Annotated in this window: 12 protein-coding genes; 5 read left to right on the top strand and 7 right to left on the bottom strand. The window is 46.5% G+C overall.

Going from position 1 to position 14153, the window contains the following annotated elements; genetic code table 11:
* The first annotated feature begins 21 nt into the window (after window positions 1–21).
* Window positions 22–339 (top strand): DUF1840 domain-containing protein, encoded by a 318-nt coding sequence (locus tag ICN47_RS03565; protein WP_216218484.1) that lies wholly within the window; start codon window positions 22–24, stop codon window positions 337–339.
* On the opposite strand, the gene metH is transcribed toward ICN47_RS03565, so the two are convergent.
* Complete coding sequence (gene metH / locus ICN47_RS03560; RefSeq protein ID WP_216218483.1) at window positions 336–3086, bottom strand: methionine synthase; 2751 nt, start codon at window positions 3084–3086, stop codon at window positions 336–338. The genes ICN47_RS03565 and metH overlap by 4 nt on opposite strands.
* Window positions 3083–4147 (bottom strand): homocysteine S-methyltransferase family protein, encoded by a 1065-nt coding sequence (locus ICN47_RS03555; RefSeq protein WP_216218482.1) that lies wholly within the window; start codon window positions 4145–4147, stop codon window positions 3083–3085. Before ICN47_RS03555 ends, metH begins: the two co-directional genes overlap by 4 nt.
* A 74-nt stretch (window positions 4148–4221) precedes the next feature.
* Here ICN47_RS03555 and ICN47_RS03550 point away from each other — a divergent pair, with 74 nt between their 5' ends.
* Window positions 4222–4668, top strand: a complete 447-nt coding sequence (locus ICN47_RS03550) for a PhaM family polyhydroxyalkanoate granule multifunctional regulatory protein (protein WP_216218481.1) — start codon at window positions 4222–4224, stop codon at window positions 4666–4668.
* Here the strand turns inward: ICN47_RS03550 and ICN47_RS03545 are convergent.
* Both ICN47_RS03545 and ICN47_RS03540 read right to left on the bottom strand, forming a co-directional pair.
* Entirely contained in the window at window positions 4580–5665 is a 1086-nt protein-coding gene (locus ICN47_RS03545) for an MBL fold metallo-hydrolase (RefSeq protein WP_216218480.1), read from the bottom strand. The genes ICN47_RS03550 and ICN47_RS03545 overlap by 89 nt on opposite strands.
* A gap of 16 nt (window positions 5666–5681) precedes the next feature.
* Window positions 5682–6665: an MDR family oxidoreductase gene (locus ICN47_RS03540; protein ID WP_216218479.1), complete on the bottom strand. Its 984-nt coding sequence runs from the start codon at window positions 6663–6665 to the stop codon at window positions 5682–5684.
* 87 nt (window positions 6666–6752) lie between these two features.
* Here ICN47_RS03540 and ICN47_RS03535 point away from each other — a divergent pair, with 87 nt between their 5' ends.
* The 3 genes from ICN47_RS03535 to ICN47_RS03525 are packed head-to-tail and all read left to right on the top strand — an operon-like array spanning window position 6753 to window position 8237.
* Window positions 6753–7037: a hypothetical protein gene (locus tag ICN47_RS03535; protein WP_216218478.1), complete on the top strand. Its 285-nt coding sequence runs from the start codon at window positions 6753–6755 to the stop codon at window positions 7035–7037.
* An 8-nt stretch (window positions 7038–7045) separates the two neighbouring features.
* The gene (locus ICN47_RS03530; RefSeq protein ID WP_216218477.1) at window positions 7046–7546 is read left to right on the top strand and encodes a flavin reductase family protein; all 501 of its coding nucleotides are present in this window, start codon (window positions 7046–7048) and stop codon (window positions 7544–7546) included.
* 28 nt (window positions 7547–7574) lie between these two features.
* Window positions 7575–8237: a glutathione S-transferase family protein gene (locus ICN47_RS03525; protein WP_216218476.1), complete on the top strand. Its 663-nt coding sequence runs from the start codon at window positions 7575–7577 to the stop codon at window positions 8235–8237.
* Between the two features lie 7 nt (window positions 8238–8244).
* Here ICN47_RS03525 and ICN47_RS03520 read toward each other — a convergent pair whose 3' ends face one another.
* Genes ICN47_RS03520 through ICN47_RS03510 form a run of 3 tightly spaced genes read right to left on the bottom strand, consistent with a single transcriptional unit; the run spans window position 8245 to window position 14138 of the window.
* A complete protein-coding gene (locus ICN47_RS03520; RefSeq protein ID WP_216218475.1) occupies window positions 8245–11280 on the bottom strand; it encodes an efflux RND transporter permease subunit in 3036 nt (1011 codons plus the stop codon).
* A 7-nt stretch (window positions 11281–11287) separates the two neighbouring features.
* Window positions 11288–12619: an efflux RND transporter periplasmic adaptor subunit gene (locus ICN47_RS03515; protein WP_255538908.1), complete on the bottom strand. Its 1332-nt coding sequence runs from the start codon at window positions 12617–12619 to the stop codon at window positions 11288–11290.
* Entirely contained in the window at window positions 12597–14138 is a 1542-nt protein-coding gene (locus ICN47_RS03510) for an efflux transporter outer membrane subunit (protein ID WP_216218474.1), read from the bottom strand. The genes ICN47_RS03515 and ICN47_RS03510 overlap by 23 nt, the downstream gene beginning before the upstream one ends.
* Between the last annotated feature and the right edge of the window lie 15 nt (window positions 14139–14153).

Below are 14153 nucleotides of genomic sequence, written 5' to 3'. Positions count from 1 at the left end.
ATCAGGTGGTAAGCTATCGAAATGATCTATCAATTTCGTTCAAAAGCAGGTCCAGATGTCATCATGCTGGCTGATTTGACCCTGCGGATTTTTGATATCTTGGGGCGCCCAATAGAGCCCAGGGGAATTTTGACGGTGGAGCAGCTACCTGCTTACATTACTGCCCTAGAAACCGCCATTCTGAAAGACCTTGAAGAGCGCTCGCAGACCAAAGATCAGGCCGACGAACCGAAGGACAAACCCAAACTAGCAGATCGCCTAGGCCAAAGAGCTTACCCATTCCTGGAGTTAATGAAGCAAAGCAAGGCCAAAGACGAACCCGTCATGTGGGGCGTTTAATCTAAGGAGCTCGATAGCTGACGGCGTACATCTTCAATCGATTCGCCGCGGCGTAGCGCCAGGTCTTCCACCTGGTCTGCTGATAACTTACCAACATTAAAGTAGCGCGCATCAGGATGTGCTAAATAGAAGCCACTTACGCTAGAGGCAGGATTCATAGCCATCGATTCGGTCAAAGTCATACCAATATCTTCAGAACCCATCACGCGTAATAAATCTTGTTTCACCTCATGCGCTGGGCATGCAGGATACCCAGGGGCTGGACGAATACCGCGATATTCTTCGTTGATCATTTGATCGCTGGTCAGAATCTCATCGGTAGCATAGCCCCACAAATCGGTTCTAACGCGATGGTGCATCAACTCAGCAAAAGCCTCAGCCAAGCGATCGGCTAAAGCCTTCAACATGATTGCGCTGTAGTCGTCATGTTTGGCTTGAAACTCTTCAACCTTTTTCTCAACACCGTGACCGGTCGTAACAGCAAAGCAACCTAAGTAATCGGCTACACCAGAATCCTTGGGAGCAACATAATCCGCAAGACAACGATTTGGGCGGCGAACGCCGTCAATGACAGGGCGCTCAGCTTGTTGACGTAAGTTATGCCAAACAAACAATGGGTGCTCGCGAGCTTCATCGCTATACAAAACAATATCGTCACCAACTGCATTCGCAGGATAAAAAGCGACGACTGCATCGGCTTGCAGCCATTGGCCTTTGATTAGCTTTTCTAGCAAAGTCTTAGCATCTTCAAATACTTTGCGTGCCTCAACTCCGACCACCTCATCATCTAAAATGGCTGGGAACTTGCCTGCTAAATCCCAGGTCTGAAAGAATGGTGTCCAGTCGATGTACTTCGCAATATCACTGAGGGCAAAGTTTTTAAAGATGCGGCGGCCAATAAACTTGGGCTTCTCAGGGACATAAGTAGACCAATCAATGAGCTCGCGATTTTTACGCGCAGCTTCTAATGAAATAGTAGGTGCAGCTTTTTTATTCGCATGTTGCTCACGAATACGAACATAGTCATCGCGCAAATCTTGTATGAATTTTTTTGCACTCTCGTCTGAGAGCAAGCTAGAAGCCACCGATACTGAGCGTGATGCATCTGGCACATAAACCACTGGGCCATCGTAGTGCGGGGCAATCTTGACTGCAGTATGAACGCGTGATGTTGTAGCACCACCAATCATCAATGGAATTTGACGCTCGCGGAAGTAGTCATCGCGTTGCATCTCTTGCGCAACGTAAGTCATCTCTTCAAGTGAAGGAGTAATTAAGCCTGAGAGACCAACAATATCGGCCTTCTCTTCCTTGGCGCGCTTCAAAATTTCTGCACAAGGAACCATCACACCCATATTAGCTACTTCAAAATTATTACATTGCAAGACCACGGTTACGATGTTCTTGCCAATATCGTGTACGTCACCCTTCACGGTGGCCATCACAATCTTGCCTTTGGCTTTTGCTTCGCCACCTCCAGCAATATGTAAACGCTTCTCTTCCTCAATATAAGGAATCAGAATAGCTACAGCCTGCTTCATGACTCGAGCGCTTTTGACTACTTGCGGCAAGAACATCTTGCCTTCACCAAATAAATCGCCAACGACATTCATGCCATCCATGAGCGGGCCTTCAATAACCTCAATAGGTCGACCACCTGCACCCATAATTTGCGCGCGCAGCTCTTCGGTATCTTCTTCGATAAAAGTGGTGATGCCATGGACAAGCGCATGCGTTAAGCGCTCGCGTACTGGATCTTCACGCCAAACTAAGTTTTCTACTTGCTTAGCGCCGCCACCCTTAAATTGATCAGCAATATCCAATAAACGCTCTGTTGGCGTTTTTCCATCTTTTTCTTTAAAGCGATTGAGGACAACATCCTCAACGCGCTCACGCAGCTCTGGATCTAAATCGGCATATACACCCAGCTGGCCAGCATTTACGATACCCATATCCATGCCGGCCTTGATGGCGTGATACAGGAAAACGGTATGAATAGCCTCACGTACACGATCATTGCCGCGGAAAGAGAAGCTCACATTAGAAACGCCGCCGCTAACTTTAGCGCCCGGAAGATTTTCTTTAATCCAGCGTGTGGCATTAATAAAATCTACCGCGTAATTGTCATGCTCTTCAATGCCTGTAGCAATCGCAAAAATATTAGGATCAAAAATAATATCTTCTGCAGGAAAGCCAATTTCATTTACCAGAATGTCATAGCAGCGTTGGCAGATTTCTGTCTTGCGCTTAAAGGTATCGGCTTGACCGACTTCATCAAAAGCCATCACCACAGAAGCAGCACCGTAGCGACGAATTAAGCGGGCTTGCTTTCTAAAAGGCTCTTCGCCTTCTTTTAAGGAAATCGAATTTACAATCGGCTTGCCTTGAATACATTTCAGGCCCGCCTCAATCACACTCCATTTTGAGGAGTCGATCATGATAGGTACTCGAGCAATATCAGGCTCTGAGGCAATCAAGTTTAGGAAGCGCGTCATCGCCGCTTCAGAATCGAGCATCGCCTCATCCATATTAATATCGATGACCTGTGCACCATTTTCAACTTGTTGACGAGCTACTACGAGCGCTTCATCAAATTGATTATTCAAAATCATGCGAGAAAACGCTTTGGAGCCCGTGACGTTCGTGCGCTCACCAATATTGACGAAGCCCACATCGGCAGTCACATTAAACGGCTCTAGACCCGAGAGCTTCATAGCTGACAATGGATTCTGATTAAGCTTACTCATGCTGCAGCCTCAGTATCTTCACGATAAAAAGCGCGAGGCTTGCGTTTAGCAACTGCATCTGCAATTGCACGGATGTGATCAGGCGTCGTGCCGCAGCAACCACCTACCAGATTGACCAAACCATCCTTAGCAAAACCATCTACCAGGCTTGAGGTAATGTCTGGAGTTTCATCAAATCCGGTATCACTCATAGGATTAGGTAAACCCGCATTGGGATAGCAAGATACTGCGGCATCACAGATTCGTGCAAGCTCTGCAATATAGGGGCGCATGAGTGCGGCACCTAAAGCGCAATTCAAACCGAAGGTCAGTGGTTTAATGTGACGCAAGCTATTCCAAAATGCTTCAACCGTTTGACCAGAAAGAATTCGTCCCGATGCATCGGTCACGGTTCCAGAAATCATCACTGGCAAACGTTCGCCAGTCTCTTCAAAAAATTCATCCAAAGCAAATAAGGCGGCTTTAGCATTGAGGGTATCGAAAATTGTTTCGACCAGAAATAAATCAACACCACCTGCAAAGAGCCCCTCAATCTGCTCGCGATAGGAGGCGCGTAACGCATCGAAGGTCACATTACGCGCACCAGGATCGTTCACATCAGGAGAAATGCTGGCGGTCTTTGGTGTTGGCCCAATAGCGCCGGCAGCAAAGCGCGGCTTATCTGGCGTGCTGTACTTATCGCAAGCTGCCTTAGCCAGTCTAGCTGAAACTTCATTCATTTCGCGAGCTAAGCTAGGCATTTTGTAATCTTCTTGCGCAACGGATGTTGCACCAAAAGTATTGGTCTCAATAATGTCAGCGCCAGCATCCAAATACTGCTCGTGAATTTTGCTGATGATATGTGGCTGAGTTAATACCAATAATTCATTATTGCCTTTGAGATCACCCGGGTGATCGGCAAAGCGGGTATTTGCAGGGAGACCCCGATAATCATCTTCAGACAGTTTGTACTGCTGAATCATCGTTCCCATGGCCCCATCCAAAATAAGAATGCGCTGCTTCAGCAGCTCAGGGAGTTGCTGACCACGCGTATAAGGCTGGGATAAACCATTAAATTGCATTATTTAACCGGGAATAATCTCTAGAATCCCTTATTCTATTGGAAAAGCCACTTTTCATTTACCCCGGAGCCCTTATGTTTGGAACCATTCCAGAATTCAATCAAAGTCTTGAAATGTTTAAAACGATGTGGGGACAAGGCGCGGCTGGACAGGCTGGGCAATTTCCCTTTACCGCCGACGCTTCTAAGGCTGCAGGGGGCTTTGGTTCAGCGTTTCCGGGACTCGATGTAGATGAGCTTGAAAAACGAATTAAGGACCTTAAGAGCGTTGAAAACTGGCTCAATCTGAATCTGAACATCCTCAAATCGACCATCCAAGGCCTTGAAGTTCAACACGCCACCATGATGGCTCTCAAGTCATTTGGTGATGCAGTGTCTGCCGCCAGTGCAGCAGCCAGCAACCCAACTGAAGCCGCAGAGGCTAAAGCAAGTGCTAAACCACGGAAAACCGCAACACGCCGTCGTCGCAAAGCTGGCGATGCAACTTACCTCGACGAAGTAGGTAATTCAGATGAGCAATAGCTTCACCCATCGCAAAGGTGAGTTGGTGAATATCTAATTCCCGCTTAAATAAAACCGGCACAATCTCTCGAGCAGTTGCCGGTTTTTCACATGCGCCAAGCGTTTCAGCTAAGCGCTCATCATGATGCTGTTTGAGTTGACCAATGCGGGGCTTCATGCCGGTAAATGGTTTGCCATGGGAAGGCAGCACTAAAGTTTCATCAGGCAAAGGCAAGTATTCATCCAAAGAGGCAAGATAAAGACCTAACGGATCTGCATCCGGATCTGCATCAAAGACGCTCACGTTTGTTGAAATTCGTGGCAACAACATATCGCCAGAGATCAGAACCCCAATCTCTTTACAAAAGAGCGATGCATGCTCTGGCGCATGACCATACCCCATGATGACTTGCCAACCTCTGCCACCAATCAAAATAATTTCACCATTCATGATGCGGCGATATTGTCTTGGTACGCCGGGCACCATATTGCTATAGTAATTCGAACGCCCCCGAATTTTTTCTAAATCCTCTGGTGCTGATAAACCATGTTTTTGAAAATGGTCTGCAGATCCTCCACCGCCAGCACGAGCGCCAATTGCAGCGCCACCTTCCTTATGACTCAACCACTGAGCTGTGAGAAAGTCGGTCATAGAAATCCAGAGGGGTACCTTCCACTTTTCACATAGCCACTGAGATAAACCCACATGGTCTGGATGCATGTGCGTGACGAGCACCCTCAATACTGGTAAGCCTTCCAGCTGGGTGGCAAAAATTTTCTCCCATGAGTCTCGCGTCTCATCATTGGCAATCCCACAGTCCACAATAGTCCATCCGGCAATGCCATCAATTTCATCGCGCAAGAGCCATAAATTAATATGATCTAAAGCAAATGGCAGCTTCATTCTGAGCCAACGCACTCCTGGCGCTACCTCAATGCTGCTACCCAATTCTGGCAATACATCGCCTAAGGGGTAATGGATAGCGCTTTCCGAAGGGAGCGGAATTTTTTTATTCATATTGTTCTTTAAAAAATTATGTGTTGACGTTCACAATCACGCGCCCACGAACATTACCTGCCATCAATTCTTGTGCATATTTCAAAGCATCTTCAAGATTGATTTCATGAGAAATTTCATCGAGTGTTTTTAAATCAACCAACTTGCTTAATTGCTCGTAAGCGGCAATCCGCTTAGCTCTTGGGACCGTGACGCTGTTGATGCCGTACAAAGTCACACCGCGCAAAATGAAAGGTGCGACAGAGGATGGAAAGTCCATACCCTGGGCAAGACCACATGCAGCGACTGCGCCGTCACTCTTAGTTTGTGCGCAGGCATTAGCTAAGGTATGACTGCCAACGCTATCCACAACAGCTGCCCAGCGTTCTTTTGCCAACGGTTTACCAGGAGCAGATAAAGTCGCGCGATCAATCACTTCGGTAGCGCCCAGTTGCTTTAAATAATCCGCTTCTGCCATGCGTCCAGTACTTGCCACCACCTTAAATCCCAACTTACTCAAGAGGGCAATCGCAAAGCTACCTACGCCGCCTGCAGCACCCGTCACCAATACCTCGCCATCACTTGGCTTTAGGCCATGGGACTGCAAGGCCATGACACACAACATCGCGGTATAGCCGGCAGTCCCTATTGCCAGAGCCTGCTTGGCAGTGAGGCCTTGAGGTAGATGAATGAGCCAGTCGGCCTTCACCCGGGCCAATTGACCCAATCCGCCCCAATGCGCCTCACCAACACCCCAGCCATTGAGAAGCACCATATCGCCAACCTTAAAGTCAGGGCTACTGCTCTCCAAAACCTCTCCGGCAAAGTCAATTCCAGGAACCATCGGGAAATTTCGCACAACGGGACCTTTGCCAGTAATTGCGAGGCCATCCTTGTAGTTCAGGGTGGAATACTGCACCTGAACCTTCACTTCACCCTCAGGCAGGCTGGCCTCATCGACCTGCGCCAATTCGGCGCGATAGCCCTGTTCATCCTTATTTACCAAAATAGCCTTAAACATGTCTCTTCCTTTTAGAGCGGAGCATTTCCCCGCAACAAATGCGTAATAGGTTTATCCTAACGAGCATTGATGATTATGGAGGTTTCCATGAAAAAAATTCTACTATTAACTTCAGTTTCTGGCTTGCTACTGGTTGGCTGCTCCTCAACCCAGCTCAATATGTCTATGGGCAATATGCGTCTCATTAGCTCTAGCGCTGATCCACAAGACGTTATGGACTTCGCAACGACCACTTGTCGGGATGACTTTTACCAGGGCGCTAGCTTTCTTTCAAAAGCTGGCAAAGAATATCGCTTTAAGTGCGTAAAAGCTGATGAAAATGAAATCTTGATTCCAATTCCTGGAACCACGATCACTCCTGAAACTAAGTAAAAGTACAGATGACCCCATTTACATCACAAGAGCTACGCAAAGGCTTTGGCTCTTTTGCAACCGGGGTCACGGTCATTACCTGTCTTGATGAAGAACAGAATCATCATGGCATTACCATCAGCTCTTTTAATACCGTCTCTCTAGAGCCTCCACTCATTCTTTGGAGCCTGAAGAAGCATTCGCGTTTAATGCCTTGGGTGGAATTAGGCAAGAAGCACCTCATTCATGTACTGGAACGCTCGCAAGAAGATTTAGCAATGCATTTTGCAACTGTGAAATTAGATCAGTTTGCTAGCATCGACCACCAAGTTGCTAATAGTGGACTTTGTCAAATCAATGATTGCGTTGCTTATTACGAATGTGAAACAGTATCAGTACACACTGGTGGAGACCACAACATTATTGTTGCCAAGGTACTCAATTTAAAAAATCATCCCGACAAAGAGCCGCTCATTTTTGCGCGCAGTAAATTTGTTGGTCTTGATTTAGCCGAAATTAAAATTTCTTAATTCAAGTTCAAATACAAGAAGGATAGCCATGCTACGTCTATGGGGTCGCAAAAGTTCCATCAATGTTCAAAAAGTATTATGGTGTCTTGCAGAACTTGGACTTGAAGAAGGCAAAGACTTTGAGCGTATTGATGCAGGTCTTCACTTTGGAGTAAACCGAACACCCGAGTTTTTAAAACTCAACCCAAATGGACTCGTACCGACCCTAGAAGACGGGGATATCGTCCTTTGGGAATCGAATACCATCATGCGTTATCTCATCCGCCAGCACGATAAGAATGGACGTTTCCCAAGCGATATTACTAGTCAGTATGGTTCAGAAAAATGGCTGGATTGGCAAGTAGGTAGCTTATGGCCTGCATTGCGCACACCGTTTTTAGGATTGACGCGGGTTCCTGAAAATGAACGTAACTACCAAGCAATTAAAAAGGGTTACGAGGACGCTAATAACTTATTGAGTTTGCTTGATACCACTCTCGCGAATCAAGCGTATTGCTCAGGGCAGAGATTTAATATCGGCGATATTGCTCTCGGACTTTGCGTTGGCCGTTGGATTTTGCTCAACGAAACTTTCCCAGATAAAACTGGCCCACGTCCAAACTTAAAAAATGTCGACGCTTGGCTAAAACGCCTAGAAGCAGAAACAGACTTTAATAATATTGCCGAGAAACAACTCAATATTATTAAGTAGTCTGTTTTTATTGCTGCTTAAATTTGTTTTGGTGGTGATCAGCGCCCATTAGCAAATACATCGCTGGAACCACAAACAATGTGAACAAAGTGCCGATAGATAATCCAGTGAAGATCACAATTCCCATGGATTTACGGCCCGCTGCGCCTGCGCCTGAGGCAATTACCAAAGGCAACACGCCAAGCACCATCGCTGCAGTAGTCATCAAAATAGGCCTTAAACGAACGCTACTAGCCTCAATGATCGCATCGAGCTTGCTGCGCCCCGCCTCTTGCAATTCATTAGCAAATTCCACAATCAAGATGCCATGCTTACTAATCAAGCCCATCAGCGTCACTAAGCCTACCTGGGTATAGACGTTGAGCGTAGTAAAGCCGAGATTGATAAAGATTAGCGCACCGAACAATGCCAACGGAACAGATACCAAAATCACAATCGGGTCGCGGAAGCTATTAAATTGAGCGGCCAGCACCAAGAACACAATCAGAATCGCAAAGAACATAGTGACTAAGAAGCCGCCCGACTCCGCCATGAACTGACGCGAAGGGCCCGCATAGTCCATGCTATAGCCATTAGGCGCCACTTCTTTCAAAGTCTGGCGCATGAACTCCAGCAAATCAGCTTGTGAAATAAATGGTGTACTAACACCCGAAATCGTTGCTGAATTTAATTGCTGAAAGTGATTGATCGATTGTGGAACCACCTTCTGCTTGATGCTAGCGATCGTGCGCGCCTGAATCATCGCACCACTTGGAGTGCGAATGTAGTAATCCAAAATCTGATCTGGGTTTAAGCGATCGACTTGTTTTACTTGTGGGATCACTTTGTATGAACGGCCAGAAACAGAGAAGTAATTGACGTATCCACCTCCTAAGGCAGCTGATAGTGCAGAACCCACTTGTTGTTGCGTCATTCCTAAGGCCGCCACTTTTTCGCGATCAATCACTAAAACATCTTGGGGCTTATCAATCTTGAGATCTGAATCCACAAAGAAGAAGTTTCCGCTCCGACGCGCCTTATCCAAAACCGCTAGAGATACTTCATTTAATTGATCATATGACTCTGTGGTATTAATCACCACCTGCACAGGCAAACCCTGTGCTCCAGGCAATGCTGGGAACTGGAATGCCGCCACCCTGGCACCGGCGATCGTATTCCACTTTTGCTGCATATCTTCTTGGAACTTGGTGGCATTACGACTACGCTCGCCCCAGTCTTTTAACAAGACGCCGCCAAAGCTACTCGTTGGGCTGGTGATTTGGAACATTTGTTCGTACTCAGGCTCTGCACTTGAGATTTGATAAATCTGATCTGCATAAGTCTGCATTTGATTGACGGTACTGTTTGGCGGTCCAGAAGCCTGCATCAAAACAATGCCCTGGTCTTCTGTAGGAGCAAGCTCTGCACGAGCAGTGGCATAGAGATACGCAACGCCGCCCAACAGGATGACACCCATCACAATAATCACTTGCCAGGTAGTCAATAAATCACGCAAAGTACTTTGATAGCTGTGATGCACCTTATCAAAGATTCGATCAATCTTTTGTACAAATGGTGACGCCTCTTGCTCTTCAGTAAAGATGCGGGAACACATCATCGGCGAGAGTGTCAACGCAATCACACCTGACACCGCTACCGCACTAGCTAATGTAAACGCAAATTCTGTAAAGAGTGCACCGGTTAAACCACCCTGAAAGCCAATAGGAATATAGACCGCAATCAATACCACCGTCATTGCCAAAATTGGACTACCTAATTCACGGGCAGCAATTAAGGAGGCTTCTAAGGGAGACTTCCCTTCCTTCATATGGCGGTCGACGTTTTCTACCACGATGATGGCGTCGTCAACCACCAATCCAATTGCCAGAACTAAAGCAAGTAAGGTCAATAAATTAATTGAATAACCCAATACCTGCATCAAGAAGAAGGTGCCAATGAGTGAGAGTGGCATTGCAATCACTGGCACCGCAACTGCACGATAGCTACCCAAGAATAGATAGATCACAACAGTCACGATCAATAAGGCTTCTAATAAAGTAGAGACCACCTCATCTATAGAGCTAGTGATAAACATGGTGGAGTCATATACGACCTTGCCTGTCATACCGATCGGCAACTGTTTTTGTATATCTGGAACGATATCCCGGATTCGCTGCGCCACATCTAAAAGATTGGCCTGTGGCGCAACCTTGATGGCAATGAAGACCGATTTTTTACCGCTGAAGGCTACGTTGGTGTTGTAGTCCTCAGACCCCAAGGTGACAGTAGCCACCTGGTCGAGATAAACAATATTGACGCCATCTTTTTTAACCACTAACTTACGAAACTCATCCAGAGTATGCAAGTCAGTACCGGCAACCAAGTCAACTGCAACCATGTCGCCCTTAGTGCTACCTACTGCAGACAAATAGTTATTAGCTGACATCGCGCTATAAACATCATCTGCGCCCACACCCAAGCCCGCCATCTTTTCACGATCTAACCAAGCGCGCAAAGCAAACTTTCTACCTCCAGTGATCTCAGCATTTTGAACGCCTTCAACTGAATCTAGCTTGGGCTTTACTACGCGCAGCAAATAGTCCGTAATCGCATTATTTGGGATCTCATCGCTATAGAAACCCATATACATGGCTGCCGTGGATTGACCAACCTGGACAGTTAATACCGGCTGCTGAGCTTGCGGTGGCAATTGGTTTTTAACCGCGCCAATTTGCGTTTGGATTTGCGTTAGCGCCGCATTGGAATCGTAATTTAACTTCAACGTCGCAATAATTGTCGAGACACCGCTTACGCTTGCAGAGGATAGGTAATCAATGCCTTGCGCTTGGGCGATGGAGGCCTCAAGCGGTTGCGTAATAAATCCTGCGATAGTTTCTGGATCAGCACCGTAGTAAGCAGTCGTGATCGTCACAATCGCATTTTGAGTCTGTGGATACTGATTCACCGGCAGAGAACCAATGGCCTTCAAGCCAAATACCAAGATGACCGCGCTCACGACCAGTGAGAGCACTGGCCTGCGAATGAATATGTCAGTCCAATTCATTAGCTACTTATTCCTGCGGCTTTGGATTAGGTGAATTTGCTGGCTGCACCTGGTTGTTAATAATCAATGGTGTGCCGTTTTTCAGCTTAAGTTGTCCACTAGTAACCACTGTTGCACCCTCATCAATACCTTTGAGAATCGCCACCTGATCGCCGCGTGTAGCGCCAGTGGTCACAAAGACTTGTTGCGCCTCTAAGGCATCTTTGCCTTGCTTATCCTTCTTGCCAGTAGGTTTAGCCAAGAAGACAGTCGAGCCATAAGGGTTATAAGTGACTGCTGTTTGCGGGAGGGTCAGCAACTTCACTTGATCACCTAACTTAATATTCACGTTAGCAAACATCCCGGGAAGAATTTTCTTGTCAGGATTCGCAAGCTGAGCTTCCACTTGAATATTACGAGTATTGGTATCGACCTTTGGACTCACTGCGGTGATCTTGCCAGTAAAGCTTGCATCTTTAAATGCATCAGTAGTCACCTCAACCTCTTGTCCAACCTGAATTTGCTCTGCATTGTTTTGTGGCAAATTAAAGTCTACAAAGATAGGATCTAAGGTTTGCAGAGTCAGCAACTTATCACCTGAGTTAACGTATTGACCTGGATTAATAGAAACAATTCCCACTCGACCAGAAAATGGCGCTTTGAGATTTTTCTTGGCCACTAAAGCGGTTTGCTGCTCCACTTGCGCTTGCTTTGATTTGGCATCTGCTGCACTAGTATCAAATACGTTTTTACTAATCGCTTGAATTGCTAGCTGCTGTCTGTCTCGTTCATTAATCACCTTTGCTAAATCAGCCATCGCTTTTAAGGAATTTAATTGAGCAACATCTGATGCATCATTTAATTTAATGAGCAGATCACCTTCTTTAACATCTTGGCCGGATTTCACCGGGACCGTTGCGACTAATCCACCCACTTCGGTGCTTAACTCAACACCTCTAAAAGCACGTACATTACCAACGCTAGTTAATTTAGGCTGCCACTCAGATGTTGTGACTACCAATGTAGAAACCGTTGCAGGTGGAAGACCCATACCAGCAATGAAATGCTTGATCATGAAGGTCTTGAGTTGATTAAAGCCAAAGATCAAGCCCAATAAGAGGAAGACACCGCACAACATCATGGTCATACGACGTGGCAGCGGCTCCATCGCCATCAGCTTTTTGTGAGCTTTAGTATTACGCCATTTTTCACCCATGCGAGCCCAAAAGGTTTTTACTTTTGCCCAAGTAGCCAGCGCCCTGTCTCGCAACTTCCAATCTTCAGCCTTAAGCTTCACCCATGCCCAGATGGCAACTATTGCCGCAAGAACCTTAGTCTTAATTTTTTCCAGAAGTTTCATTTTGATCTTTGTTCACTATGTCTTTTGGTTGAAAGGCAGGGCCAGTTCGATTCCACCAACCACCACCCAGTGCTGCAAATAATGCTGCGGTATCTGAAAAACGAGTTGCTTGAGCAGAAACGGATTTCACCTTAGCTAATTGATATTGATTTTGGTAATACAAAACGGCCAAGTAACTTGCTGTACCCAATTTGTACTGCTGCTGAACCAAATCTAAAGTTTCGTAGGCATAACGCTCAGCATCAGAAGCTGCTTTTAATGCTTGTGAGCCAGTCTCTAGGGCGCGGAGCGCATCGGCAACTTCTTGAAATGCCTTCAGCACAGTGCCTTGATATTGGTAAACCGCTTGCTCGTAGTTTGCAATGGCGCCACGGCGTTGCGCTAATAATTGGCCACCCTGAAAGAGGGGTTGAAAGATACCGCCAGCAATAGACCACAAAGTTGCATTGGGACCAAATAAAGCCGCACTCGTTAAAGCAGCTGAACCAATGGCGCCAGTGATATTAAATTGCGGCAATAAGTTGGCGGTTGCAACCCCTACTAATGCATTTGTTGATTTGAGTTGCGCTTCGGCAGCACGCACATCGGGGCGCTGACGTACAAGGTTTGAAGGTACAGATAAGGGTAATTTTTCTGGCAAATTTAATTTGCTTAAATCAAACTGAGTGATGTTTGCATTGCTAGGTAACTCACCGACCAAAACCGCCAATTGATTACGGGCGAACGCTAAATTTCGTTCGTAATTAAATAAATCTACTTGAGAATTCGATACTAAAGTTCTTTGCGATGTCACATCCACTTTAGAGACCGTACCAATTACCAATTGCTTTTCAGTCACTTCAGCCAAATTCGTTTGAGCCTTCAGAATTTCTTCTGTAGCCTGCATCTGCGCTCGCAATGCCGCTTCGCGAACAGCGCCAGTAACAATATTGGCTGTCAAAGAAAGGTATGCGCCTTCTAATTGAAACTGTGCAATCTCAGCTTGAGCTCTGGCACCTTCTACAGCACGACGTGCACCACCAAAGACATCCAACTTATAAGTTACGTTTACTGAGGCGTTATATAGATTGTAAGTATCAGAACCATAAGGCAGGCCATAGATTGCCGACGGTTGCAGCTGTCTACTAGCTCCGCCATTTAAGCCAATAGCGGGGAAGTATTGGCCGCCAATCTGCGCATTCACATTTTCTTGTGCCACACGAAGAGCTGCATCAGCAGCACCTAGACTAGGATTTTGTTGCAGCGCTTTTTTAATGAGCACATCTAATTCTGGGGATTTATAAAGCTCCCACCATTGCGCTTCGATATCGGCACCCTCAACAAACTCTTGATCGGTACCGCCAGGCACACCTGGAGCTGTCGTGAGTTTTTGCGTGAGGGGATATTCGGTATAGCTAGAAGTTTCTGGAGGATCTGGTTGCTTAAAGTCTGGTCCGACGGCGCACGCGGAAAGTAGTCCTGCAGTAATCAGCAGAAACCAATAATTTCGTGACAGAAGGCGTGCTTTAGAAAAAACCATGGCTTGCAACAAATA

The organism is Polynucleobacter sp. AP-Latsch-80-C2 (genome assembly GCF_018882185.1).
Lineage (GTDB): Bacteria > Pseudomonadota > Gammaproteobacteria > Burkholderiales > Burkholderiaceae > Polynucleobacter.
Note: the sequence above shows the minus strand (reverse complement) of the source record. Positions and strands in the feature narration are given on the sequence as shown.

Bases quoted from the DNA above. Each gene is read 5' to 3' on its own strand.
- ICN47_RS03520 (WP_216218475.1), bottom strand. From the start codon at position 11,280: ATGAATTGGACTGACATATTCATTCGCAGGCCAGTGCTCTCACTGGTC.
- ICN47_RS03530 (WP_216218477.1), top strand. From the start codon at position 7,046: ATGACCCCATTTACATCACAAGAGCTACGCAAAGGCTTTGGCTCTTTT.
- ICN47_RS03525 (WP_216218476.1), top strand. From the start codon at position 7,575: ATGCTACGTCTATGGGGTCGCAAAAGTTCCATCAATGTTCAAAAAGTA.
- ICN47_RS03545 (WP_216218480.1), bottom strand. From the start codon at position 5,665: ATGAATAAAAAAATTCCGCTCCCTTCGGAAAGCGCTATCCATTACCCC.
- ICN47_RS03540 (WP_216218479.1), bottom strand. From the start codon at position 6,665: ATGTTTAAGGCTATTTTGGTAAATAAGGATGAACAGGGCTATCGCGCC.
- ICN47_RS03555 (WP_216218482.1), bottom strand. From the start codon at position 4,147: ATGCAATTTAATGGTTTATCCCAGCCTTATACGCGTGGTCAGCAACTC.
- ICN47_RS03565 (WP_216218484.1), top strand. From the start codon at position 22: ATGATCTATCAATTTCGTTCAAAAGCAGGTCCAGATGTCATCATGCTG.
- ICN47_RS03535 (WP_216218478.1), top strand. From the start codon at position 6,753: ATGAAAAAAATTCTACTATTAACTTCAGTTTCTGGCTTGCTACTGGTT.
- ICN47_RS03515 (WP_255538908.1), bottom strand. From the start codon at position 12,619: ATGAAACTTCTGGAAAAAATTAAGACTAAGGTTCTTGCGGCAATAGTT.
- ICN47_RS03550 (WP_216218481.1), top strand. From the start codon at position 4,222: ATGTTTGGAACCATTCCAGAATTCAATCAAAGTCTTGAAATGTTTAAA.
- ICN47_RS03510 (WP_216218474.1), bottom strand. From the start codon at position 14,138: ATGGTTTTTTCTAAAGCACGCCTTCTGTCACGAAATTATTGGTTTCTG.
- metH (WP_216218483.1), bottom strand. From the start codon at position 3,086: ATGAGTAAGCTTAATCAGAATCCATTGTCAGCTATGAAGCTCTCGGGT.